The 25,252-nt window shown below is 44.9% G+C and carries 29 protein-coding genes; 4 read left to right on the forward strand and 25 right to left on the reverse strand.

Annotated features, from left to right (window positions below; genetic code table 11):
- From NCY57_RS02855 to NCY57_RS02890, 8 genes are all read right to left on the reverse strand, one after another.
- Nucleotides 1-1,353, reverse strand: coding sequence for a radical SAM protein (locus NCY57_RS02855; RefSeq protein WP_022279538.1), 1,353 nt, complete (start codon nt 1,351-1,353; stop codon nt 1-3).
- Between the two features lie 131 nt (nt 1,354-1,484).
- Nucleotides 1,485-3,524 carry a ferrous iron transport protein B gene (feoB, locus tag NCY57_RS02860; protein ID WP_022279540.1) on the reverse strand — a complete coding sequence of 680 codons (2,040 nt, stop codon included), beginning with the start codon at nt 3,522-3,524 and terminating at the stop codon, nt 1,485-1,487.
- Nucleotides 3,525-3,528: 4 nt separating this feature from the next.
- On the reverse strand, nt 3,529-3,744 hold the full coding sequence (locus tag NCY57_RS02865) for a FeoA family protein (protein WP_022279541.1): 216 nt from the start codon (nt 3,742-3,744) through the stop codon (nt 3,529-3,531).
- Nucleotides 3,745-3,756: 12 nt separating this feature from the next.
- The gene (locus tag NCY57_RS02870; RefSeq protein ID WP_022279542.1) at nt 3,757-5,130 is read right to left on the reverse strand and encodes an MATE family efflux transporter; all 1,374 of its coding nucleotides are present in this window, start codon (nt 5,128-5,130) and stop codon (nt 3,757-3,759) included.
- A 181-nt stretch (nt 5,131-5,311) separates the two neighbouring features.
- Complete coding sequence (locus tag NCY57_RS02875; protein WP_250789466.1) at nt 5,312-6,214, reverse strand: SufB/SufD family protein; 903 nt, start codon at nt 6,212-6,214, stop codon at nt 5,312-5,314.
- A 3-nt stretch (nt 6,215-6,217) separates the two neighbouring features.
- Nucleotides 6,218-6,952 carry an ABC transporter ATP-binding protein gene (locus NCY57_RS02880; RefSeq protein WP_250789467.1) on the reverse strand — a complete coding sequence of 245 codons (735 nt, stop codon included), beginning with the start codon at nt 6,950-6,952 and terminating at the stop codon, nt 6,218-6,220.
- 56 nt (nt 6,953-7,008) lie between these two features.
- Nucleotides 7,009-7,272, reverse strand: coding sequence for a metal-sensing transcriptional repressor (locus NCY57_RS02885; RefSeq protein WP_022279545.1), 264 nt, complete (start codon nt 7,270-7,272; stop codon nt 7,009-7,011).
- 11 nt (nt 7,273-7,283) lie between these two features.
- A complete protein-coding gene (locus tag NCY57_RS02890; protein WP_250789468.1) occupies nt 7,284-9,869 on the reverse strand; it encodes a heavy metal translocating P-type ATPase in 2,586 nt (861 codons plus the stop codon).
- A gap of 295 nt (nt 9,870-10,164) precedes the next feature.
- Here NCY57_RS02890 and NCY57_RS02895 point away from each other — a divergent pair, with 295 nt between their 5' ends.
- Entirely contained in the window at nt 10,165-10,383 is a 219-nt protein-coding gene (locus NCY57_RS02895; RefSeq protein WP_022279547.1) for a heavy-metal-associated domain-containing protein, read from the forward strand.
- A gap of 107 nt (nt 10,384-10,490) precedes the next feature.
- Entirely contained in the window at nt 10,491-12,371 is a 1,881-nt protein-coding gene (locus tag NCY57_RS02900) for a heavy metal translocating P-type ATPase (RefSeq protein ID WP_022279548.1), read from the forward strand.
- A 46-nt stretch (nt 12,372-12,417) separates the two neighbouring features.
- On the opposite strand, the gene NCY57_RS02905 is transcribed toward NCY57_RS02900, so the two are convergent.
- Entirely contained in the window at nt 12,418-12,870 is a 453-nt protein-coding gene (locus NCY57_RS02905; protein WP_330638961.1) for a metalloregulator ArsR/SmtB family transcription factor, read from the reverse strand.
- On the opposite strand from NCY57_RS02905, the gene NCY57_RS02910 reads away from it, so the two are divergent.
- On the forward strand, nt 12,869-13,186 hold the full coding sequence (locus tag NCY57_RS02910; RefSeq protein WP_022279550.1) for an ArsR/SmtB family transcription factor: 318 nt from the start codon (nt 12,869-12,871) through the stop codon (nt 13,184-13,186). The genes NCY57_RS02905 and NCY57_RS02910 overlap by 2 nt on opposite strands.
- A 48-nt stretch (nt 13,187-13,234) precedes the next feature.
- On the opposite strand, the gene NCY57_RS02915 is transcribed toward NCY57_RS02910, so the two are convergent.
- Nucleotides 13,235-13,753, reverse strand: coding sequence for a nitroreductase family protein (locus NCY57_RS02915; RefSeq protein WP_022279551.1), 519 nt, complete (start codon nt 13,751-13,753; stop codon nt 13,235-13,237).
- Between the two features lie 148 nt (nt 13,754-13,901).
- Between NCY57_RS02915 and NCY57_RS02920 the strand changes: the two genes are divergently transcribed.
- Nucleotides 13,902-14,249, forward strand: coding sequence for a winged helix-turn-helix transcriptional regulator (locus tag NCY57_RS02920; protein ID WP_022279552.1), 348 nt, complete (start codon nt 13,902-13,904; stop codon nt 14,247-14,249).
- 59 nt (nt 14,250-14,308) lie between these two features.
- Here NCY57_RS02920 and NCY57_RS02925 read toward each other — a convergent pair whose 3' ends face one another.
- The 15 genes from NCY57_RS02925 to NCY57_RS02990 all read right to left on the reverse strand — a co-directional run bounded on the left by NCY57_RS02925 (nt 14,309) and on the right by NCY57_RS02990 (nt 25,252).
- Nucleotides 14,309-14,713 carry a winged helix-turn-helix domain-containing protein gene (locus NCY57_RS02925; protein WP_250789469.1) on the reverse strand — a complete coding sequence of 135 codons (405 nt, stop codon included), beginning with the start codon at nt 14,711-14,713 and terminating at the stop codon, nt 14,309-14,311.
- Between the two features lie 55 nt (nt 14,714-14,768).
- Entirely contained in the window at nt 14,769-15,506 is a 738-nt protein-coding gene (locus NCY57_RS02930; protein WP_022279554.1) for a transglycosylase domain-containing protein, read from the reverse strand.
- A 271-nt stretch (nt 15,507-15,777) separates the two neighbouring features.
- Complete coding sequence (locus NCY57_RS02935) at nt 15,778-17,592, reverse strand: ABC transporter permease (RefSeq protein WP_022279556.1); 1,815 nt, start codon at nt 17,590-17,592, stop codon at nt 15,778-15,780.
- Nucleotides 17,589-18,272, reverse strand: a complete 684-nt coding sequence (locus NCY57_RS02940) for an ABC transporter ATP-binding protein (RefSeq protein ID WP_022279557.1) — start codon at nt 18,270-18,272, stop codon at nt 17,589-17,591. The genes NCY57_RS02935 and NCY57_RS02940 overlap by 4 nt, the downstream gene beginning before the upstream one ends.
- Before the next feature lie 73 nt (nt 18,273-18,345).
- Nucleotides 18,346-19,383 (reverse strand): sensor histidine kinase, encoded by a 1,038-nt coding sequence (locus NCY57_RS02945; protein ID WP_022279558.1) that lies wholly within the window; start codon nt 19,381-19,383, stop codon nt 18,346-18,348.
- 8 nt (nt 19,384-19,391) lie between these two features.
- On the reverse strand, nt 19,392-20,078 hold the full coding sequence (locus tag NCY57_RS02950; protein ID WP_022279559.1) for a response regulator transcription factor: 687 nt from the start codon (nt 20,076-20,078) through the stop codon (nt 19,392-19,394).
- Between the two features lie 227 nt (nt 20,079-20,305).
- Nucleotides 20,306-20,431, reverse strand: coding sequence for a transcriptional regulator (locus NCY57_RS16770; RefSeq protein WP_022279560.1), 126 nt, complete (start codon nt 20,429-20,431; stop codon nt 20,306-20,308).
- Complete coding sequence (locus NCY57_RS02955; protein WP_022279561.1) at nt 20,431-20,931, reverse strand: GNAT family N-acetyltransferase; 501 nt, start codon at nt 20,929-20,931, stop codon at nt 20,431-20,433. Before NCY57_RS02955 ends, NCY57_RS16770 begins: the two co-directional genes overlap by 1 nt.
- A 94-nt stretch (nt 20,932-21,025) precedes the next feature.
- Nucleotides 21,026-21,532, reverse strand: coding sequence for a GNAT family N-acetyltransferase (locus NCY57_RS02960; RefSeq protein ID WP_022279562.1), 507 nt, complete (start codon nt 21,530-21,532; stop codon nt 21,026-21,028).
- Nucleotides 21,533-21,607: 75 nt separating this feature from the next.
- Nucleotides 21,608-22,015, reverse strand: a complete 408-nt coding sequence (locus NCY57_RS02965) for a winged helix-turn-helix domain-containing protein (protein ID WP_250789484.1) — start codon at nt 22,013-22,015, stop codon at nt 21,608-21,610.
- 70 nt (nt 22,016-22,085) lie between these two features.
- On the reverse strand, nt 22,086-22,820 hold the full coding sequence (locus tag NCY57_RS02970) for an ABC transporter permease (protein WP_022279564.1): 735 nt from the start codon (nt 22,818-22,820) through the stop codon (nt 22,086-22,088).
- A gap of 3 nt (nt 22,821-22,823) precedes the next feature.
- Nucleotides 22,824-23,582, reverse strand: coding sequence for an ABC transporter permease (locus NCY57_RS02975; protein ID WP_022279565.1), 759 nt, complete (start codon nt 23,580-23,582; stop codon nt 22,824-22,826).
- On the reverse strand, nt 23,575-24,498 hold the full coding sequence (locus NCY57_RS02980) for an ABC transporter ATP-binding protein (protein WP_022279566.1): 924 nt from the start codon (nt 24,496-24,498) through the stop codon (nt 23,575-23,577). The genes NCY57_RS02975 and NCY57_RS02980 overlap by 8 nt, the downstream gene beginning before the upstream one ends.
- Nucleotides 24,499-24,541: 43 nt before the next feature.
- Nucleotides 24,542-24,886 (reverse strand): response regulator, encoded by a 345-nt coding sequence (locus NCY57_RS02985; protein WP_022279567.1) that lies wholly within the window; start codon nt 24,884-24,886, stop codon nt 24,542-24,544.
- A 21-nt stretch (nt 24,887-24,907) separates the two neighbouring features.
- Entirely contained in the window at nt 24,908-25,252 is a 345-nt protein-coding gene (locus tag NCY57_RS02990) for a YxeA family protein (RefSeq protein WP_022279568.1), read from the reverse strand.

Consider the following 25,252-nt stretch of genomic DNA (forward strand, 5'->3'; position numbering starts at 1 on the left):
CTATTCTCCTTTCCCACTGGCATCCCATAACTCATCCGCCATAGGCTTCCAATGCTTTGCATATACCTCACATTTTTCACATAAATGATCGACACTCTCCGGGGATTGCAGATCAGTGGACTTCGCCCCGGTACGTTTCACCATCTCTCTTAAAAGCTGTGGATTTTCCAGCATCGGGCAGGGGCGCAGCATATTCCTGTTGAACGGCTGGCCGTCACGGTACGCCATAAAGATCGGGCTTTTTAAGGCTTCCAACAGACTGCACTCATGGATGTTCACATTAGAGTAATGGATGAACACACACGGCTCTACATCTCCGGCAGCATTGATATGTAAATAATTCCGTCCTCCGGCAATGCAGCCGCCTACATATTCTGCGTCATTCTGGAAGTCCATGCTGAAGATCGGTTTTGTGTTTCTAAATGCCCTTATCCGTTCATAGACAGTCTTTCTCTGTTCCGGTGTGGGCAGAAGCTCCGGCACCGCCTCATTGCCAACAGGCATATAGTGGAAGAGCCAGACAAACATCGCTCCCATTTCAATCATCATATCAAAAAACGCTTCACTGCTAATGTCCGCATAGTTTGCGCTGGTGTAACAGGTAGAAATGCCAAAGGGCAGTTTATTCTTACGCAGCAAATCCATCGCCCGCATGACTTTTTCAAAAACGCCCTGTCCCCTGCGTCCGTCATTCGCCTGCTCAAATCCCTCCAGGCTGATTGCCGGAACAAAATTCTTTACCCGGAGCATTTCCTGGCAAAAGGCTTCATCGATCAAAGTTCCATTCGTAAAAGAAAGGAACTCGCAATCCGGATGGCGTTCACACAGCGTGATCAAATCCTTTTTCCGGACCATCGGTTCTCCGCCTGTGTAAATGTACATATAAGTGCCCATCTCTTTGCCCTGGCGTATAATGCTGTCAATGGTCTCCAGATCGAGGCTCAGCTTATGCCCATACTCGGCAGCCCAACAGCCCGTGCAGTGCAGGTTGCAGGCCGAAGTGGGATCTAACAGAACCGCCCACGGCACATTGCAGTTTTCCCTTTCCCTGATCTCATTCTGAATGGCAGAACCTTTCAGCGCTGAATTGACAATAAAGTTCTGAAAAAAGGTTTTTCTCACTCCCGCATCTAATTGATATGCTTTCATAATCAACTGATACCAGTTCCCTTTTTCTGCGATTGCTTTACGAAATGCAGCCCGCTGTCCCTCATACCACCCATCCGGTAACACCTTATCCATCATGCTCATTGCCTTGGGAATATTTTTTTCCGGATCTTTCTCTAAATAATCCATCACTGTTTTCACAGCGGTTGAAAAAGCTGTATTTTTTACTGAATCAATGATACTCATTTGTGTCCTCCTCCCAACTGTCCGTGTATCAGTCAGTTTTCTTTTTTGTAAATAAATTCTTTCCTATCATACCGCTCAATACCAGAACGGCTGCTATACAAATCCATTTTCCTGATTTCATCTTTTTTACCTCACATCAAAATCCCAATACGATAAATAACAAATGTCACAATCCATGCTACTGCTAACTGAAACAGGGCGGATAACAGCATCCACCGGGTACTGCCCGACTCTTTCCGTATCGTTGCCAATGCCGCCGCACAAGGAATATACAGCAGACAGAACACCATCAGACAGAACGCATTGAGCTGTCCAAATCCTGCAGCACCCAGGATGCCAACCAGTGTGTCCATCCCTGCCCCGGAATTGATGTTCGGAACTCCAAACAGGACGGCGCAACTGGAAACTACCACTTCCTTAGCGGAAATGCCAGCAATCAGGGCAACCGCTATCTGCCAGAATCCCAGGCCAATCGGTGCAAAGAATGGCACAAGATAATGCCCCAGAATTGCTCCGAAGCTGTCTGCCATTTCTGTCGTATAGCCATGCAGACCGAAATTTAAGATCACCCACATCGCAATCGATGCCACAAAGATTGTGGTTCCTGCTTTCGTCAGGTAGTCTTTCACCTTTTCCCATACATAGATCGCTACCGTTCTGGCACTTGGGGCTTTGTATTCCGGCAGCTCGATCAACAGATAGTTTTCTGACTTCCTCCGGTCAATCAAATGGATGACCGCAGCCACCAGAATCGCTGTCACCAGCCCGATCACATACATGGAATAGGCTGCCAACATGGCATGTTCCTGAAAGAACATCTCGGAAAACAGAATGTAGATTGGCAGGCGGGCGCTGCAGCTCATAAACGGCGTAATCAGCATCACCTTAAAGCGGTCACGTTTATTTTCCAGTGCCCTTGACGCCATGATTGCCGGAACCGTACATCCGAACCCTAAAATCATAGGGATAAACGCCCGCCCGGATAGGCCAAGTTTACTCATAATCCCTTCCATGACATAAGCAACACGGGCCATGTATCCGCTGTCCTCCAGAAAGGCCAGTGCAAGAAAAAGGATAAAAATATTCGGCAAAAAGGTGAGGATACCGCCCACACCAGCTATGATACCATCTACCAATAACGAGCGGAGCATTTCACTGACCCCGGCGGCAATCAATCCCTTGTTGACGACATCGGAAAGGCTCTCAATTCCCACTTCCAGATATCCTTTGAGCCAGTCTCCAATGGTAAAGGTCAGGAAAAACACCAGTGCCATAATACCGAGAAAAATCGGGATACTCCAAAAACGGTGCGTCAATGCCCGGTCTGCCTTTTCTGTCAAAGCATCCTGCCGGTCTTTATTTACCAATACTTCTTTGATGATCTCCTGAATAAAATCATACTTCTCGTTGATGATGTCCGACTCATAATTGCGGTCGATCACATCCGGCAGGTTGACCGGATACCGCTTTGTGATCTCTTTATCCTGCTCTAACAGCTTGATTGCGTGCCAGCGGTAATTCGTCAGATCCGGATATTTCTTTTTCAATTCTTCTATGATAAGGTCAATCTTATCCTCAATGGCATCGCTGTAAACCATCGCATATTCCGCATGATGGTCATGCCGATGTTTTGGCTTGTATGTATGGTGATGGATCAGGCACTCCGGGTTCCTGCAGTCTTTGTGGTGTGCCGCCGCATGGAGCAGCACATCCAGACCAGTACGTTTCCTGGCGGAAACCGGAATCACCGGAATCCCCAACATCTCCGGCAGCCTGTGTGTATCTATCTCCATGCCCCGCTTTTCCACAATATCCATCATGTTAAGGGCCAGTACCACAGGTTTTCCAAGCTCCAAAAGCTGTAACGTCAAATATAAGTTCCGTTCCAGCGCCGAAGCATCTGCAACATCAATGATCACATCGACTTCATCGCTTAATATAAACTGTCTGGATACCTGCTCCTCCATTGTATAGGAAGTCAGGCTGTAAGTGCCGGGAAGATCGACCAGACGGATATTCAAGTCATGGTCCTTTATGGCACCTTCCACCCTCTCAACGGTAACACCCGGCCAGTTTGCCACCTTCAGGTTCGCACCTGTATAGGCGTTGAAAAGCGTAGTCTTTCCACAGTTCGGATTTCCGATGAAGCCGATTGTCAGATTTTTTTTCATCAAATCACCCCACTACGATATTTTTGGTGATGTTACGCCCAAGAGCAAAACGGGTTCCCCGAACCTTTACGATCAGGACGCCTTTATTTTTGCTGTTTAAGACAGCAACCGATGTCCCGCTTGTCATTCCCAGGGCTTCCAGCCGTTTTTCCATATTTACGGGCAGGTTCATATCCATCACCTGATATTCTTTTCCTATCTTTCCATCACAAAGATACATAGATGTCCCTCCTTACCGCTTTGCTTTCGCTGCAGCCGGCATCTTACGGAACTCAGAAAGCATCATGCTGATCGTAATCACTACGAGAATTGCATCGGTCAAAGCAATCGCCAGCCAAACACCACGGATACCCATGCTGCCAATCATAGGCAGAACCACACAGAGCGGAATAAACAGGATGATCTGGCGGAACAGCACCAGCCAGGTTGCCTTTTTCGCTTTACCTAAAGACTGGAACAGAGTTACTGCAATCATAAAGCTGCCCTGCAGAACGTAGGTACTGAACATGATACGGAAGTTCGTTGCTCCCGATGCGGCGATACCCGGCGTTGTCAGGAACATGGACAATATCTTTTCCGGGAACAGCTCGGCAGGGATATAGAATATCAGGGATAACAGTGTCGCAGCCGTAATGAAAACTCTGGTCAGCGTCTTTACCCGGTCATAGTCCTTTGCACCGTAGTTTGTACCAGCGGCAGGCTGGAATCCCTGGCTGATGCCCCACAGCGGGACGAAAGAGAAATTCCAGAAACGGAGTGCTGCACCCAAAAGGAGCTGCGAAGTTTCACCGCCATAATTGGAAGCCACACGATAGATCACCGTCTGCTGTACCAAAGTCAAAATCTGCATTAACAGAGCAGATACACCAACAGAAAGAACCTGCGGAAGCAGCTCTCCGTCAATGCGGATGCGCCCGATCTTTACATGAGGGCTTTTCTTCTTGAAGTACCATAAAGTAATTACTGCCTGAACAAACTGGGAGAAAATCGTTGCATAAGCAGCGGCTTCAATGCCCATGCCGTAGGGGTTCAGGATGCTGATAAAAATAGGATCAAGGATAATGTTCAAAATAGCGCCGCTGGCAATAATGGTCATTGCCTTTTTGAGCTGCCCTTCTCCACGGATGACCATATTCGCACTCTGGAAGAAGTTCACGAACAGCGATCCGGCAAATACGATACGCAGATACTTTTCAGCGTAGTTCAGGATGTTGTCACTTGCTCCGGTCAGGGACAAAAGCTGGCGGGTAAATACCATACCTACAACTGTGTATATGACTGACAGCAAAAGAACCATCGCAACCAGATTGCCCATGATCTTTTTAATTGTGTTTTCATCCTTCTTGCCAATTGCACGGGACAACACCGATGCGGAACCCACGCCCAGCATGGCCGCCGAACCCGCATTGATCAGCGTTAATGGATACGATACCGATATGGCTCCCATCTGTACATCACCGACCATCTGTCCGACAAAAATGGAATCCATCATGTTATATAGCCCAACGACCACCATGCCGAGAACCGCAGGAATACTGAGTTCTATCATAAGCGGCCAGGGACTTTTCGTTAAAAGTTTTGTTCTTGTATCAAGTGCCTGTTTCATCACTTATTCCTCCTGGTCTATGTTTATTAGTCATGTCTAACCAACCATATTAAGTATATAAAATCCGGGCTTCCTTGTACGCTCCATCAGGCAGAAGTTACAATCCATTCGGCAATAAAATTCCCATACCGGGTATGGGGAGCCACAGACAACCGTGCCTCATCCCTCTGCTGATGATTGCTTATTTCAGGAAACCACTAATAATCTGTTCTTCTGCCTGCTGCTCTGTCAGTCCGAGAGTCATCAGTTTTACGATCTGCTCCCTCGCAGCTTCATGAATCAATGCCGCATCCATACAGTTTGCCGCAATCTCCGGCACCGCCCGGACACTGGCTTCATCCATTATGATGGCGTCGCACTCCGTATGGCCGCTGCATGGGGCATTGCCACTGACACGGGATATGAAAAGCTGTTTTGAATGTTCTTTTGCTACGGAACGGGAAATGATATGGGTTCCTGATCCCTCCCCATTTAGAGCTACTTCAAAGGTGCTTTTTGCACTCTGGCAGCCATGCGTCAGTAACCGTTCCGTGACCACAAGCGTTGCTCCGGCAGCTAGATTGGCAGTGGTAAGCCTCTCTGTAGAGTCCACGCCCTTAATCTGCGCTGTTTCCATTTCCATGTATCCGTTTTCTGCGATATGCACGATGGTCTGAGGGTTCATGATCCGTTTCCCCATACCGTCTCCGCTGCCATAGTGTTTCTCAATATATCTTACCTTTGCACCGGGAGCAATAAAGAACCTGTGAATGCCATCATGCTGACTGGCCTTTGTACCCCCATTGTGGATTCCGCAGCCTGCTATGATCGTCACATCGGCATTCTCTCCAATGTGAAAGTCATTATATACAGCTTCGGAAAGTCCCGACTGGCTTATGATGACCGGTATATGTACGCTTTCACCCCTGACTTCCGGCTTTACTATGATATCAATACCCGAACCATCTTCTTTAGATATGATATCAATGTGTTCCGTAGTTCTACGTTCCACGCTCTTTCCATTGGAACGGATATTGAAAGCTCCAGCCGGAATTTCATGCAGGCCAGCCACAGCCTCCAACAACTCCTTTTGTATCAAATCCATTTCTTATCCCTTCCTTTCCTGATAGAATCGGCAGCCACCCATATCGGAACTGTTCAAAAGTTCCGGCAGCACCTTGTCACGTTCTCCCTGGCGCACGATCCGGCCATCGGCTACCACCAGAACCACATCGGCAATGTTCAAAATGCGCTCCTGATGGGAGATGATCAGAATGGAACCATGCAGCCTGCGCTTCATCCCTTCAAAAACCTGCACCAGATTTTGAAAACTCCACAGGTCAATCCCCGCTTCCGGTTCATCAAAAATAGACAACGGAGCTGACCTTGCCAGACTGGTTGCAATTTCGATCCGTTTCAACTCACCTCCTGACAGGCTGCTATTTACCTCCCGGTGAATATAATCCCTGGCACACAGGCCGACTTCGGAGAGGTACTCACACGCCTGCGAAACGGTCAAATCGTGCCCGACCGATATTCGTATCAGGTCAAGAACGGTAATGCCTTTGAAGCGGACCGGCTGCTGAAAAGCAAAGCTGATCCCTTTCTGTGCCTTTTCCGTAATTCCCATATGTGTGATGTCCTCACCATTTAGCAGGATTTGTCCGGACGTAGGCTGTTCGATTCCGGCAATTATCTTTGCCAGGGTGGACTTCCCGCCACCATTGGGGCCAGTTACCGCAATGAAGCAGTCATCCGGCAGCGATAAATTGATTTGTTGTAAAATCTCCTTTGAACCGGAATCCCCGGAAACCTCAAAAGAGATGTTCTTTAGTTCCAGCATATTTCCTCCATAGAAAGGGCGGCACAGCCCATTTGTGAACTGCACCGCCCTGAAAATCATTGATTCATTTTCTCCAAAAGCTGAAGTGCTTCCTCCAGTTTTGGATTTTCAACATCGGTCTGCAGGGCCTCCCTGACACAGTTTCGGATATGAGCCTGTAAAATCTGTTGATTGGCGCTTCGCAGTAAGGCCTGTGTTGCCTGGAGCTGATTGGATATATCCACACAATACCGATCTGATTCAATCATCTGCAGGATACCATCAATCTGCCCTCTGGCAATCTTCAGTTTATGGGTAATGTCACTCTTTTTTGCTTTCATAGGCAGCCCGCTCACTGAATGCTTACAACCTGATAACCTGCATCTTCAATAGCGGCTTTCAGTACATCATCCGGCACATCCTCCCCGAGCTGTACCTGGGCGGTTTTGTCCTCTAAACTGACTTTCACATCCTTGATGCCCTGGATTTCCCGCAGTGCCTTATCTACGTGCTTTACACAATTCATACAAACCATACCTTCAATATTCAATACTTTTTCCATTTGAATCGCTCCTTTGCTTTCATTTATGATTGTTGTCTGTTCATACACACGGTCCACATCCGGTTTTGCATGGGATGTGTGTTTTGCTTTAAACCATCTAAGCCTCAACGCATTTGATACTACAAACACGGAACTGAAGCTCATGGCAAACGCCCCGATCATCGGGTTCAGTTTCAAATCAAACGGCAGATAGAACAAGCCTGCCGCCACCGGAATACCAATGATGTTATAGATAAACGCCCAGAACAGGTTCTGCTTGATATTGCGGATGACCGCCTTACTAAGCTGGATCGCTGTGGACACATCCAGCAGGTCACTTTTCATCAGAACAATATCTGCTGACTCAATCGCCACATCGGTTCCGGCTCCAATGGCAATGCCTACATCTGCCCTGGCAAGCGCCGGGGCATCGTTGATGCCATCGCCCACCATCGCTACTTTCTTACCACTATCCTGCAAACGCCGGATTTCCTTTTCCTTGTCCTGCGGGAATACCTCCGCCACAACACGGTCCACGCCAACCTGACGCCGGATCGCTTCTGCTGTTTTCGCATTATCTCCGGTCAGCATAACCACCTCAATGCCCATAGCAGACAATTCCTGTATTGCCTGCTTGCTGGTAGGCTTTACAACGTCAGCTACGGCAATCACACCGATAAGCTGACCACCACGGGCAAAGAACAGCGGTGTTTTTCCATCAACGGCCAGTTGTTCCCCCATTTGCAGGAGTGCGCCGCCGTTAATACCGTTCGCCGCCATCAAACGTCTGTTTCCGGCAAGGCAGAGTTCATTCTCAATCTTACCCATAATACCCTGACCTGGAATCTGTTTAAAATCTTCTACTGGCAGGAAGGAAAGTCTTTCATTTTCCGCTTCCGCCACAATCGCATCTGCCAATGGATGCTCAGACAGTTTTTCCAGGGAAGCCGCAACCTGCAGCAGTTCCCTCTGCCCGATGTCATCTTTGCATAGAAAATTTGTGACCACTGGCGTACCCTGCGTAATGGTTCCAGTCTTATCAAGAACCACCGTATGAATGCTATGGGCAGTTTCCAATGCTTCTGCTGATTTGATCAGAATACCATTTGTCGCACCCTTTCCGGTTCCGACCATGATCGCCGTTGGTGTTGCAAGCCCCAATGCACAAGGGCAGGAAATAACCAGAATAGAAATGCCAATGGAAAGGGCAAATTCAAACCCATATCCCAACAGCAGCCATACGACAACGGCAATCAATGCAATGCTGATTACCACTGGCACAAACACACCGCTGACCTTATCCGCCATTTTTGCAATCGGTGCTTTGGAGCTGGTCGCTTCATCCACCAGACGGACAATCTGTGACAAGGTAGTATCATCGCCCACTTTCGTTGCCTGCATCTTAAAATAGCCGGACTTATTCATGGTAGCCCCGATGACTTTATCTCCGATATGCTTTTCTACCGGAATGCTTTCACCCGTCAGTGCGGACTCATCAACAGAAGAAAATCCTTCCATGACAATGCCATCCACTGGCACAGACTCTCCCGCTTTCACGATCAGTGTTTCCCCGGCCTGCACTTCCTCCACCGGAACGGTAAACTCCTGTCCGTCACGCTCTACAGTTGCAGTCTTAGGAGCCAGGTTCATCAGTTTGGTAATCGCATCTGAGGTTTTACCTTTTGCACGGGCTTCCAGGGTTTTCCCTAACGTAATCAGCGTCAGGATCATGCCTGCGGATTCAAAATACAAATCCATCATAAAACTATGGACAGTCGCCATATCACCATGACCGAAGCCAATGCCGATTTTATAAATGGCATAAATGCCATAGACGATGGCTGCACTGGAACCTATCGCAATCAGTGAGTCCATGTTGGGAGAACCGTGGAACAGCGTCTTAAAGCCCATCCGGTAGTATTTGAAATTGATGAACACCACCGGAATCAAAAGCAGGAACTGCGTAAACGCAAAGCTCATGGCATTTTCCATCCCCAGCAGGAAACCGGGGAGGGGCCATCCCATCATGTGGCCCATTGATATATAAAACAGCGGTATGGTAAACAGGGCAGAAAGCAGCAACCGCTGTTTCATCTGCTTATATTCTGCCTGTGCCGTACTGGTTTCCGGATTTTGAGTCCGGCCTGCGGCACTGCTTTTGTTCTGGACATTTGCAGCCGTTTTGGGAAATGCCCCATATCCGGCTTTTTCAACAGCCTGGACAATCCCTGCCGTATCCAGAACGGATTCATCATAAGAAGCAACCATGCTGTTCTTTAACAGGTTGACAGACACTTCTTTGATGCCGGGCAGCTTGCCTACACTCTTCTCAATCCTGGCAGAGCAGGCCGAGCAGGTCATACCCGTAATGTCAAATTGCTCCTTTTGCAATTTCATCCCTTCTTTCTTGTTATGATTGGGTACCCGTCCCCCGTAGGGAACGCAATCATTATAAACACGCCTTCCCGGTTTTGTACGCTCCATAAAGGAGCATTTTTTATCCAAAAAGAAAATGATTTTCATGGCAAATCCAATCGGCAGGTTTTCCAATCCAAAGGGCAGAACCGTTCCCAAAACCGTTGACTTTAAAGGGTTTCGTGAATATACTGACGGCATGAACGATTAAACAATCTTTTAATTGTTCAGTCATGTCAAACCAACCAAATATCAAAAAAGAAAGGGGGCTGTCTCCATGAAAAAGACCATTAAACTGATCGACCTTGACTGCGGACACTGTGCTGACAAAATCCAGAACGCCGTAAAGAAGATTGACGGTGTCACTAATGTATCCGTCAACTTCCTGGGCCAGAAGATGGTACTGGAAGCGCCGGACGACAGATTTGATGCTGTCCTGGCCGAAGCAAAGGCGCTGATTAAGAAGATCGAGCCGGATGTGACTGTCAAGGCGTAAAGAAAAGCTGGACACCGGCTGCCGTTTCCTGGTAGCCGGTGTTTTTACATCAAGACGCAGGAAAAGTTCACATACCGCTTTTCCTGCTATGAAAGGAGATATAAATTATGACAAGAAAACAAAAGCACTTGCTCACACGCATTATTGTGGCGGCAGTGCTGTTCCTTGCAGGCAGCCTGCTCCATCTTCCCGAATATATAGAGATGGGCGTGTTTCTTGCCTGCTATGCGGTTGTCGGATGGGATATTGTATGGAAAGCAATCACGAACATCTTGAACGGACAGGTGTTTGACGAAAATTTCCTGATGACGATTGCCACTATCGGTGCGCTGATTTTGGGAGAACATTCCGAGGGCGTTGCCGTTATGCTCTTTTACCAGGTAGGTGAATGGTTCCAGTCCTATGCGGTATCCAAATCCAGAAAATCAATTGCAAGCCTCATGGATATCCGCCCGGACTATGCCAACATCGAAAAAGACGGGAAACTGGTTCAGGTTGACCCGGATGAGGTTCAGATTGGAGATACCATTGTTGTAAAGCCGGGAGAACGCATCCCGCTGGACGGTAAGATCATCAAAGGATTTTCTGCACTGGACACTTCTGCCCTCACTGGCGAGTCCATGCCCCGCGAGGTGGAACCGGGAATGGAGGTTATCAGCGGCTGTATCAATCAGACCGGAATTCTGACCATCCAGACCACAAAGGAATTTGGAGAATCCACCGTAGCAAAAATCCTTGACCTTGTGGAAAATGCAAGTGACAAAAAAGGCCGGATCGAGAATTTTATCACGCGCTTCGCCAGATATTACACCCCTGTGGTGGTATTTGCTGCCCTGGCGCTGGCAATCCTGCCTCCACTCATTACCGGGCAGCCGTTTAGCACCTGGATTTACCGTGCCTTGACTTTCCTGGTTATCTCCTGTCCTTGTGCGCTGGTCATCTCCATTCCGCTTAGTTTCTTCGGCGGCATTGGCGGTGCATCCAAGATCGGCGTTCTTGTAAAGGGAAGCAACTACCTGGAAGCTCTGGCACATACTGAGGTGGTTGTCTTTGACAAGACTGGCACACTGACAAAAGGCTCCTTTGCAGTCAGTGAAATCCATCCGGTCGGCATGGAGGAGGCACAGCTTTTGGAACTGGCTGCATATGCAGAGGATTATTCCAACCACCCGATCTCACTCTCAATCAAGCAAGCCTATGGACAGAAAATCGACAGCAGCCGGATTTCCGAAGTTCAGGAAATCGCTGGTCATGGTGTGCGGGCTGTCATTGATGGAAAAACGGTTCTTGCCGGGAATGCCAAGCTGATGGACAAAGAGCATATCAAATACACGCCATCTGCTTCTGTCGGTACAGTGGTCTATCTGGCCTGTGATGGGAAATACGCCGGATGTATCGTCATTGAGGACGAGATCAAAGCCGATGCTCCAGCGGCAATCAAGCTGCTGAAATCTGCCGGAATCCGCAAAACAGTCATGCTGACTGGGGATGCCGATGCAGTTGGTAAGAAAGTCGCAGGGCGTCTTGGTCTGGATCAGGCTTATACAGAACTGCTCCCTGCCGACAAGGTTGACCGTGTGGAAAGTCTGCTGAAACAGAAAAGTGAAAAAGGTACACTTGCCTTTGTTGGGGATGGTATCAACGATGCTCCCGTACTGGCACGCGCCGATGTAGGTATTGCTATGGGCGGCCTGGGTTCCGATGCGGCCATTGAAGCCGCCGATATCGTCCTTATGACGGATGAGCCATCCAAAATCCCCGCTGTGATGAAGATTGCCCGCAAGACAATCCGCATCGCAAATCAGAACATCGTCTTTGCCCTGGGTGTGAAGTTCCTGGTACTGATCTTAGGTGCTTTGGGATATGCGAATATGTGGGCGGCCGTGTTTGCCGATGTGGGTGTTTCCGTTATCGCCATTCTCAATGCGATCCGCGCTATGCGGGTCAGGCAGCCGGATTTGCCAGTGAGCGGCGGAAATCAGGTTTAAGTGCAATAGAATGCGCCGCAACTTTCAAACGCTGCGGCGCATTTCTTTATTGCGTATCAGTCGGACAGGATATTTCAAATAAAGCATCTATGGAACGGTGCAAGAGCTTTGCCTGGGGCGTATCCGACAAAGAATAATAGACTTCTTTTCCATCCCTTCTGCTTGAAATGATCCCGCTCTTTTTCAGTATCCGTAGGTGGTGCGACACAGCAGGGGCACTCATATCCACAGCCGCCGCAATGTTACAGACACATTCTTCGCAATGACACAGCAGCCACAAAATCCGCAGCCGGGTTGGATCGCCAAGCTGCTGAAATAAAAATGCTATATCTGTAAAGCCTTCCGCAGAAGGCATTTTGTTTAGTACCTTTTCAATATTCTGTCCGTGGTTGTGAGGCAGATTATAATGCGGCATAAAAATCAGTTCCTTCCTGTACCTATGATACCTATATAACTTTTGTCTGTCAAACAGCTTAATAATAGATTGGAGAAAATACATGAATAAAACAGAAAAAACAACCTTTACGGTTCCAAGTTCTGCTGAATTGGAACAACTGGCCGAGCTTCATAAAGCAATGGGCGATTACACGCGGATTCGGATACTATGGTATCTGATGCAAAAAGAATACTGCGTCAGCGACCTGGCTCAAAAAATGGAAATTACAGAGTCCGCTATCTCCCATCAACTTCGGGCATTGCGTATTGCCCGATTGGTACAATCACATAAAGCAGGAAAAAATGTAATCTATTCCTTGCAGGATGAGCATATCCGGTGGATTCTTGAAAAAACCTATGACCACATTTCAGAAAGATAAAAGCACAGCCCCTGTGCTTGTTTTACAGGGGCTGCGCCGGATATTTCATTACAGAGCTTCGTAGGAAACCAACTGGCTCATAGGGATACGCTGTGTATCAAAACGATTGGTGTCCGCCGGTTCCTCATCGGAATAGCCGATAACCAGAATGTTGATCGGCTCCAGATTTGCCGGAAGGTTAAATTCCTCACGCAGAACATCGGGCTTGAAATAGCATACCCATACCGTGCCAAGACCAAGCTCCGTGGCCTGCAGCATCATATGGTCAGTCAGAATGGACGCATCGATGTCATTCGTCTGCTTCTGGTCGAAGGGACGTACCCATGCTTTGTTGTGGTCGGCGCAGACGATAATTGCCAGTGGCGCACCGTAGATGCCAGCGGCCTTGCTGATCTTCGCAAGACCTTCCTCGCTCTGAACAGCGATCAGGTGAACAGGCTGGAGGTTTGCTGCGGTCGGTGCTACATGGGCCGCCTCCAGAATCTTCTCCAGCTTTTCAGGCTCCACCTTCTTGTTGTTATAGCTGCGTACAGATTGACGCTGTTTTGCAATATTGATAAATTCCATAATAATTAACCCTTTCTGTGTATCATGTATTTGGTATGTCAAACCAACCTTGACTTTATTGTAGCACTCAAAAACGAATCCGCAAGAATGCACTTTTTCGGAAGATACTTCCCCAAAAGATAGTACCTTGCAGGAAAGGAGAACCTATATGAAAGAAAAAAATCAATTCAACTGCCCGGTGGAAGCAACCCTGTCTTTGATCGGCGGCAAGTACAAACCATTAATCCTCTGGCACCTAATTGACCAGCCGCTTCATTATATGGAATTGCAACGACTTATTCCAAATGCAACACCGAAGATGCTTTCTCAGCAGCTCCATGATTTAGAGGATTGCGGAATGATCCATCGTGAGGTAATCCCGGAGAAACCACCAAAGACAATCTACTCTCTTACCACATTTGGGCAGAGTATCATTCCTCTTTTAGATGCTATGTGTCAATGGGGAACCAACTATCTGGACGGATTGGATGTGCAGCCTCCATGCTGCAAAAAATAAAATAAAAGTGCCGACAGCAACAGCGCACAAACGCTCATTGCCATCGGCACATTTACTACTTACCCCACAAACCGATACCCGCTCCCGACCACAGTTTCTATGTACCCATCTCCGATCTTCCATCTGAGCGAATACACCACATTCGCCGCCGCCCCGCATTGCTCCGGGTCCGCTTTCCAGACTGCTTCGTAGATTTGCTCTTTGCTAAGAACCCAAGATGGGTGTTGGGCTAGATAGAGTAAGGTAAAGAACTCATGATGGGTGAGTGGAACGGAGTGGTTATCGTGGTAGACTGTCTGTTCGTTGATGCGAATTTCCAGGTTAGGGGATGTAAGGATGTTTGAAGTAAGAGATTTTTCTAAGGGATGTGCCATTACTGGTTCAACCATTAATACATCCATAATCTTCTGTATAATATGTTCTTCAGAATCAGAAAAGGTTACAACCATTATTTTCCCATGCAATCACCCTCCCATACTAATCCTACACTGTAAAAAATCAGCAACCCTACATATCCGCTTAATTGTTAGCATCATTTCTTTCTATCCTATCAGCTTCCTCCTGAGTGATTATGCGATTCCGCACCATACTGTCTAATACATGACTCACACGCCGTAAGGCCAGTTCTTTATTGGTATTGGGCGAATAAGCCGATGGCGCATTCGGAATTCCTGCTAACATAGCACATTCATAATCCGTCAGTTCTGATGGTACTTTTCCAAAGTACCCTATAGCCGCCTGATAGATGCCATAATAGCCACTGCCGAAATAAACTGTATTCACATATAGCTCGAAGATTTCTTCTTTGCTGTATTTTGATTCCATTTCCAATGCTGCGAAAATCTCTGCTGCCTTGCGCTCAATCTTTTTATCCTGTGTAAAGAGCAAATTTTTGACAAGCTGCTGCGTGATGGTGCTTCCTCCCTCTACAAAAGACATTGCTCTGATATCCGTCCATGCTGCACGGCCAATCGCAATCAGATCAATTCCACAATGCTCTTCAAACCTGCGATCCTCCACGGATATGGTGGCAGCTATGTAAAACTGTGGCAGCGCGGAATAAGGAGTAAATCCTTCCATGTTGCAAATTTCCTCTACTCTTTCATTGATTGGCTGTTCTTCTACCGCTCTTTTGTACATCTGATAACCCTTCACGCCGAAAAAAGCACAAACAGCAAATAGTGTACAGAGCAAAAGTGCCACCAGACTCATAAACAATTTTCTAACAGGATGTTTCCTCTTCCATTTTCTTCTCATAAACATCCATCCTTCTCCAGCTTTCTAACGGTACAATCCGACAGTGAATAAACAATGCAGATAACGATAAGCAGCATAGAAAACAAAACCATGAAAACACATAATGCCGCTATATATGCAATTTCTAATGTCTTTTGAGCAATTCTGTTCCAAATATAAGTCTTATTTTTCATAGTTCGCTCCCATATTCAATCTTAACTGATACCTAAAATGTTCTGCGGTACAGCAGATTTTCTTTTCCACTGTACCACAGTTTTTATCTATCGCTCCATTACATATCATTGATCGTTGCGGTAATTGCCATGTTCCGCATCCGTTTTGCTGGAGCATACGCAGCAAGTACCGCTGCTAAAATAACAAACAAGAGAATAACTACCAACGAGCCAACGGGCAGACTCCAGACCGCATAAGGGAAATGGTTGGAAATAAGAAAATCATACAGCATCTTGTTAAAGGGTAAACCAACAACACAGCCGATCACACAGCCCCAAAAAGCATAGGTAAATGCCTCTGCCGCAATCATTTTTGTGATTTGATGCTTATTCATTCCTACCGCTCGCATGGCACCGTACTGTTTGCTTCTGGCTGATACGCTCATGGAAATACTGTTGACGATGTTCATTACTGTAACCAGTGTAATAATTCCCAAAAATCCATATACACAAGCCACAAATGCAAAATAAGTACCAGTTGTACGCTGATCCCGATTGTCGGTCAAGTTGTAACCGTTTCCTTCGACTACACTGCGGATTGCAGCCACATCTTCATCGTTTGCATTAGCAGCTACTTGTACCATAATGAGTGAGTAATCAGTCACGCCTGTTAAACGGGCAAAAGTTTCACCGGAAGTGATGAGAGTGATCTTTCCACCAGTCAGTCCATCCACACTAAATGGATCGTACTTTAACAATCCTGCAATCTCAAGTTCATCGGTTCCAACAAGAATTTTATCACCGATTTCCCAAGGGCAGCTCTGATCCCATGTTGCAAGGACATACCCACTGTCACCATAGACTTTTGAGAGATCGCTACCCTGGCGAAGGATTCTATCCTTTTTAAGACAATCTAAGTCAAAATCGTCAAAAGAAACAAGATCGATGGTGCTGGCAAGCGTCCTGTCACCATTCAATCCTGCGGGAATATCAAAGCTGCTCCGGCGACCATATACTTGCTTTACACCATCCATGTCCAGAATCATTTCTGCCAATCCACTATCGATAGCATTTCTGCCATCGCTACTTGAAATGTTGATGTCAGAAGCGGATGCCGATTGAGGCATAATATGATCGACAAAATCGATCAAAACGGAAAAACTCAGAAACAAAATAATGCTAAGGGCAAAAGAACCCGTCATCAGAATCAAGTTTTTCTTTGCAGAAGTTGCATGATGAATACCCAAGACTGTTTCAATTTTGAAAAAACGTGCGTTGACCGAATGACGGACAACTTTAGTATTTTCTGAATTGCCCGAAACTGCCGCGATGGGCGATACCTTTGCAGCACGTTTCGCCGGAGTTCTTGCGGCAAGCAGTACAGTAATAACACCAACAGCAATACCGCTAATAATCCCAATAATACTGACGCCAAAAAGAGGAATGTTGGAAAATTCTTCGCCTACGAAAAAACGCAGAGCGGCACACAGCCCCCAAGTGACCACAATTCCAAGCACAAGACCAATCGGAACCGCTGTTTTGCACCAATTCAAGGCTTCCAATCGTACAAAGCGTATAATCTGTTGTTTGCTCATTCCGATACAACGCATCATGCCAAAGAATTTAATTCTTTGAGCAACGCTGTTGTTGATACTGCTTGCAATCATCAGAACACCTGCAATTAAAATCAGCAGGAATAATACAACGGCAGTCAATAAAAGGGTTTGCCCCATTTGGCTGTCAAACAAATTTTGAAACGAAAAGCCGTCATGCTTTGCTGCTAATCTGGCTTGTTCCATCTTTGCCCCCATTTCAGCCATACTAAACACAGCTGTTACCATGAATACAGCAAAAATAATACATAGAAGTGTCATACGGTTCTGCCGCCTACGCACCTTTGCTGAAATCGGGATAAGGCTAAGATAGCTTCTCATTCGCGGCACCTCCCCAAATCGGTCAACACACCGTCCGATACATTCAAAACCCGGTCTGCGGTCTGTGCGATACTCCGGTTATGCGTAATCATGATGATAGTCTGCTCATACTTTTGGGATGTCTCTCTCAGCAGAGCAATGACCTCGCTACTGTTTTGAGAATCCAGATTTCCGGTCGGCTCATCAGCAAGAATCAGGGACGGCCGCGTCATCAGAGCGCGTCCGATTGCTACTCTTTGCTGCTGACCACCGGACAACTGACTTGGCAGATGGTTGCGCCGCTCCTGCAGGTTAAGTACCGACAACAGTTCCTCCAGATACTTTTTGTTGGGCTTCTGGTAATCCAACAGGACAGGGAAGATCATGTTCTGCTCAACCGTCAGTTCCGGGATCAGATTAAACGCTTGGAAGATAAAGCCGATATTCCGGCGTCTGAAAACGGTAAGCTCTCTCTCCTTCATGGAAAAAGTGTCTTTGCCATCGATCAGCACTTTGCCGGAGGTCGGCGTGTCAAGCGCACCAAGCATATTGAGAAGGGTGGTTTTGCCAGAGCCGGATTCACCGACAATCGCCACAAATTCCCCTTTCGGTACGGAGAAGCTGACATCCTTTAATGCGTGTACGGCTGTTTCACCACTGCCGTAGGTTTTGGAAATTGATCTTACTTCTAATAAATCCATATTATAAGCACCTCTTTCTTCTGAATTCTTTTAAAGCATATCATCCATACCCTACAGTAACATGACAATCAGCCTACAATTTTGTAGGATTCAAGAAATTCAGTGTGAATGTAGTGCCGATTCCCAATTCACTGTCCACTTCTATTGTACCTCTGTGGGCCTCGATGATCATCTTCGCAAGCGGCAGGCCAAGACCTATGCCCTGCTTATCTTTGGAAAATCGACTCCGATAAAATCTTTTGAAAATATGATGCAAATCTTCTGGATGAATGCCGTTTCCATTATCCTTTATGATAATCTGAACCATAGATGCGGATTGTTTCCACTCAATTCGGATAAATTTTCCCTGTTCTGTATGGTCAAAGGCATTTTTTACAATGTTCTCTATTGCCTCTATCATCCAGTCATGGTCACAAAACAGTGAAATGTGGTCGTCCCCGGACAGAACCAGTTCTTTCTGCTCCTGCTTTGCACGGTATGCAAAATGCAGCTCGACCTCTCCCAATATGTCTGCCACATTCTCAGAGGTTTTCTCAAACACAATGGAACCCGCATCCAGCTTTGTAATCTTCAACAGGTTCTGTACCAGCGTTTCAATCCTATCCAGTTCTTTTTCTGACAGAGTTGTAAATTCCTGAAGCTCCGGTAATTCTTCGGTTTCCCCCTGCAAAAGTCCGTTATAAATATTTAGCGCCGCAAGAGGCGTTTTTAACTGATGAGAAATATCAGATATGGTATTTTTCAGGAACTGTTTTGATCTTCTCTCATTTTCTGCATTTGCATTTAAGATAGCCACCAGAGAATTTACTTCATGAAACAGTCTGTACAGTTCTCCTTCCTCAGCGCAGGCAATCCTCGCTTCACGGTTGCCGGAAATGTATTCTGTAATCTGCTCCACTGCATCTTCCATAATTCTATTCTGGTTCTTAAAATACCCATAGCAGGCAATCAGGATTACAATATCCATAGCCAGAGCGCATAATAAAATATAAAGTGCTGCATCATGCACCCCAAAGACTATGAATGATACAGAAATCAGAGCAAACACCAGTATACACGCCACTATCTTGCAAAATAAGGCTTTAATTTTTCTGTTTGCCAGTATTTTCATAAGGTACCTCACTCAGCCGTATTCCACTTATATCCCATACGGCGTACTGTAATAATTCTTTGAGGATTTGCCGGATCATCCTCGATTTTTGTCCGCAGCCTGCGGATATACACCGTAAGGGAATTATTGTCTATATAGTTTTCATCACAGTCCCAAAGATGGCTCAAAATCTGTTCCGGCGAAAGAACCGTATCCGGATTTTCCATAAACAGGCGCAAGAGCTTATACTCGTTTGCAGTTAATTCCACCTGTTCATTGTTTTTATACACTTCTCCTTTTAGAAGCTCGACACGGATACCATTTGAGTTCAGTTCCGTATCTGCCTGGTTAAAGTTATCGCTCCTACGGAGCAGCGCATTGATTCTGGACATAAAAATCGCCAGCTTGAACGGTTTAGTAATATAATCATCTCCGCCGATATCAAGCCCCATGATAATATCCGTTTCTTCATCCATAGCAGTCAGAAACATAATCGGAACTTTTGAAGTCTTTCGTATATTTCTGCATATATCAAATCCTGAACCATCCGGCAGGGTAACATCCAGGATCACCAGATCATATCTTCCTGCTTCCCATAAGCTGTCTGCCTCACTGCTGGTGTGTGCAACATCAAGCTGATACCCCTGCTTTTTTACGGCAAAGGACAGTCCATTTATCAGGCTTAAGTCATCCTCAACCAATAAAATTCTTTTCATAATGTATTGCTCCTTTATCAGTTTCTTATTTCAATCAGTCATTTTCAACTGAGGAAAAGTCATGCGTTTCTCTTTAGAACCTTTCATTGTCCTATGGACACAGATTCGCTACAGCTTATTTTACCTCTAAAATCGGGTTTTCTCAACTCGATCATCGTCAATAGATACAAAAGTGCCGACAGCAACAGCGCACAAACGCTCATTGCCATCGACACTTAACTTTTTTCTCATCCCACAAACCGATACCCGCTTCCAACCACCGTTTCTACATACCCCTCTCCGATCTTCCGTCTAAGCGAATACACCACATTCGCCGCCCCGCAATGCTCCGGGGCGCTTACTGTCTTGTACATCAACTCTTTTCCAGCCTTTTGCAAAACCGTACACCTTCTGCACAGTAAGGATCTCCTAAGTTCATTACTTTATCTTCTACATATCCATTGTGCTTATAAAATGAAACTGCCTTGAAATTCTCCTTAAATGCCCAAATAATAATTTCTTGAAAACCAGATAACATTGCCTGTTTTTCTGCAAATGTAAGCAGGCTTTTTCCAATTCCCACTCCCTGAAAATCCTGCGAAACATAAATACGCCAGATTTCAAAAGCACCACTTTTATCAGAATCAGCAGTTTGTCCAAACGTCAACAGCGCTTTTACAATTCCATCATCTTCATAAATATAATTTGCCAGACTGCCAGAAAGCAACTCTGCCTCAATTTCCTTTTTTCTTTTTTTACAGCCTTCGAGGGACAACAAATCCGGATTTATATAAGAACTGTATATATTTTTCCAATCACCATTAACAATCTCTCCCACAATGTCAAGATCGCCTATCTCCATTAAACGTATCATTTCACACCTCAAAATTCAAATTGCTTATTCGGTATTAATCTGTAGCAACATGAGTTAATCAATTTTTTCGATTGATAGGCTGAATCCACTACAGTCAAAGTGCTGCTTCAAATCCATATTCATGTAAAACCAAATCTTTATCTATAACTTCATCATAAATACCATTTGCTCTTATAAAACCATTCTTAATATACAAGTGAATGGCAGGCACATTTATATCCACAACGAAAAGCCTCAAATACTCAGCACCACAATTTTGGGCAACTTCTTTTGCTTTATCAAGCATCAGACTGCCTATTCCCATTCTTGAATAATTTACATTTACTCCCAGTCGGTCTAAATACAAAGATTTACGCTGATTATCTTGCCATTCTACAGATTTTTCGCCTAAATTTGTATCACACAAGACAAATGCCGAAATAAGTTCTTCATTACTGTACAGAACATAAAGGCGGTTATTTTTAATATCCTCATCAAAAAACTCACACGGATATATGTCATCCCATATCTGTATTTGATTGTTATTCATATTCTGAATTATATCCTCATACATAGCCTTAAGCCGTGGTAAATCTTGCATAACAGCTAATCTAAAATTCATTCTATTTGCCTCACATATCCAAATTCTTTAGCTTAATATACCATAATTTCCAGGATAGTCAAACTAATTATGACTCTATTCTTCCCCCACAAACCTATACCCGCTCCCAACCACAGTTTCTATGTACCCATCTCCGATCTTCCGTCTAAGGGAATACACCACATTCGCCACTGCCGCCCCGCAATGCTCCGGGTCCGCTTTCCAGACCGCTTCGTAGATCTGCTCTTTACTAAGAACCCAGGATGGGTGTTGGACTAGGTAGAATAAGGTAAAGAACTCATGGTGGGTGAGTGGAACGGGAATGCCATTGTGGTAGACAATCTGTTCGTTAATGCGGATTTCCAGATTGGGGAAGGTGAGGATGTTTCTTTGCTCTCCTGGTACTGATAGTTTTGTAACTTGACACTGTACATTATCAGAAAGATATTTCACTACATCTTGAAGGAGAGATTTATCTGCTTCAATCATTAAAACATTTACCATTTCATTCACCCCATTCCTGCTTGCATATCACTTCATTTTTATATGCATGGTTTCCTCTAGTGCATTTTCTTCATGAAACAGGGTATTCTTGCTTCCTATACATGAACACATAAATAATGACGGACAGAAGTAAATAAAGCACTATTGCAAGGCAAGAAAATGGTATCTTCAGCACAGTAGTATATATTGAATCGCATTGTATAAATGAAAAGCAGTATGTTATAGGGTGCCAATTTACAGCCCTTCCATTGGCAACAAAAACACCTGATACACCAAGCAACAATGATAATGTGGCACCCCACAAATACTTCCCCTTTGCTTTTGAAAACCATAGGATAATAGGGAGGGTTCCAACAAGGACACAAACAGGCGAAATAAAGTTTGAAATGACAATCTTCCAAATATCTGTAATTGCTATTTGTGAGCAATTCATAACCATACCAGTCAGTATCAAAACAATGTTCGAAAACAGCCCTATCCATATCGAAAGACTAAACGCAACTAAAACTTTCGCTTTAATCACACGGCTCCAACGAACAGGTATTGTAAATAAATTCTTTTGCGTGTTCTGAGTATACTCTCTATCAATGATATATCCACCAATAAGAGATAGACAAAAAGGCAAAACCAACAATACATTATTGTATGTAAACATACTTGCTAACTGTTCAAAAGTTGCATCCTGTACCCGCCCAAGTAATTGAACAGAAGAAATAATCATGCTAAACAAAATGCCGATATATGCAACATATGTCATTTTCATTCTTTTAATCTTGCAAATTTCCGCCAGATAGAGTTTTTTCATTCGCTACACCTCCTGACCATTATAAATTAAAATGCCTCCAAGCATTGAAATACATACTACAATGACCAGAAGCAACTCTCCCCTAAATGCCGGATAGTATAAAGCATCCAAACCATATTGTAAGTTTGGAGTATATTCAACAATCGACAATGGATAGGTAATACGGTACGCAATGCAAATAGGCAGATGCAATTTTAGACAATTAAGCATTGTCAACTGCCAAACAAAGAGGAAATCTATAAGCACAAAGCAATTTGCTAAAATCAACGCAATAAGATGCTTTTTATGGAACACAACAATTACCAACAATACTGGCGCTGTTCCACAAACGGCAGCTATTACAGTAATAAAAAGTGCTTTCAATGCTTTTAATACAAAGGCAGACGACATTCCCAAAAATATGCCGCCTGCGAATGTATATAGACAGTTTATGATTGAAAAAATCAGCACAAACGTAAATGCTACTTCAATCTTTGACAGAAGAATTTTGGACTTTGGTACGGCAGTCACAAGTATTGTTTTCAAAGTATCGTTCTGTTCCTCCATCGAAAAAAGCATTACCAGAATAATGGAAAACAAAAAAGGGGCAACAAGGAAATTACCTAATAAAATATTCATTCCTACAAGGTTGCGGAAACGATATCCATTATGCAAACAAAGTGCAAAAGAAAACGTAGGCATAAGTACGCCAACCAACATGATCATTCGCACTGTTTTCTGTCTCTTTACTTTTCGTAATTCGTTTAAATAGACTTTAAGCAATCCCCTCACCTCCTGTTATCTTCTTAAAGTAATCCTCCAATGTATTTTCACAGAGATGCGCTTCGCTTACATCAATGCCAGCTTCAACAAGAGTACGGTTAATCATTGCCACTGGAAACGACATATCATACAGATAAAGAGTGTTTTTGTCCACAATTTTCATGCTTTTTATTTTAAATGCACCATCAATGATTTGTGCAGCCTTTCCAGCATCCGATACGAAAAACTGAACATACTTTGTATTCTTTTTTTCCAGTTCTTTCAAACTTTCTTCTTCCAGCAGTACACCGCGGTCTATGATGCCAACATCATCGGCCAGCATAGCAATTTCAGAAAGAATATGACTGGAAATCAAAACTGTTTTTCCTTTGGTACTGCACAGTTCCCGAATGAAAGAACGCATTTCTGCAATTCCGATAGGGTCAAGGCCGTTTGTGGGTTCATCGAGTATTAAAAGTTCAGGATCATGTACTATAGACGCTGCAATGCCAAGCCGTTGCTTCATACCAAGCGAATATTCGGAGAACATTTTCTTATCCTTGTATGGCAAACCAACCAATTCCAAACTTTTCTGAATGGCATTCTTGTCTGTGACATCACGCAAACTTGAAAGAATCTGCAAATTTTCCGTAGCTGTCAGGTTAGGATAAAATCCCGGTGTTTCAATCATTACTCCAACCCTTCGCAAAATTTCTGCCTTATTTGCAGGAAATTGCATTCCAAACATCGTAATGTTTCCATCTGTTATTGGAGTCAACCCCAACATCATTTTCATTATTGATGTTTTGCCTGCACCATTTCGTCCAAGCAATCCATAAATGCTCCCTTTTTGAACATGAATATTTACATGACTTACTACCATGTTCACTCCATAACATTTACACAAATTACTTGTTTCAATTATAAGATTGTTCATTTTCAACTCCTTCACTAACAGTTTACTGCTGTAAGATGCCAGATCAACCTACCATTTCGTTAATTCTGGCAATCAGGTCATAGTCCGTTTTACAGCAAAACACCGCTCCACAGGCTTGTGCCTCATTTCTTAGACGAGTATCATCATCGCCAGACATAAGTAAAAATGGAACTTTCACACCCTTCTGGCGTAATTTTATAAGAAGCTCCAGCCCTGTGCCGTCCCTCATATTAAAATCAGAACATACTGCATCAACAGTAACAGACTCAAGAATTTTCAAGGCATCAGCCACACCCATAGACTCATAGGTTTGGAATCGCTTTTGCAAAGCGGATGACAATATCCGCAAAAAATCCATATTATCGTCCACAATAAGTATTTTCTTCAATTTCGTTCTCCTTGTAAATTACTACTTTGAATATACAGCTTGTACTGCTTCCGGAAGTTCATCATACTGTACCTCTGCCCAGGTTACTACACCACGAATCGGTGCCACTTTCAGGCAAAGATACGCACCATCGGTCAGGACTTTACTTGTTTCAAATGTAATATCCCGTTCTTTTCCGGTTTCATCGTAGGCATCCAGATTGTATTCGTAGTTCATGGTACCATGTGGATCAATTTCTGTTACCCAACGATTATCGATCTGCGTATAGTAGTCGGTTTTTCCCTGCGTAGCCAGGAATGCTACACCCATACACAGCACGATTAAGACTACTGCACCAATACCAAGCCACAATTTTTTCGATTTCAT

The organism is Blautia sp. MB18-30 (assembly GCF_023669475.1).
GTDB lineage: Bacteria > Bacillota > Clostridia > Lachnospirales > Lachnospiraceae > Blautia_A > Blautia_A fusiformis.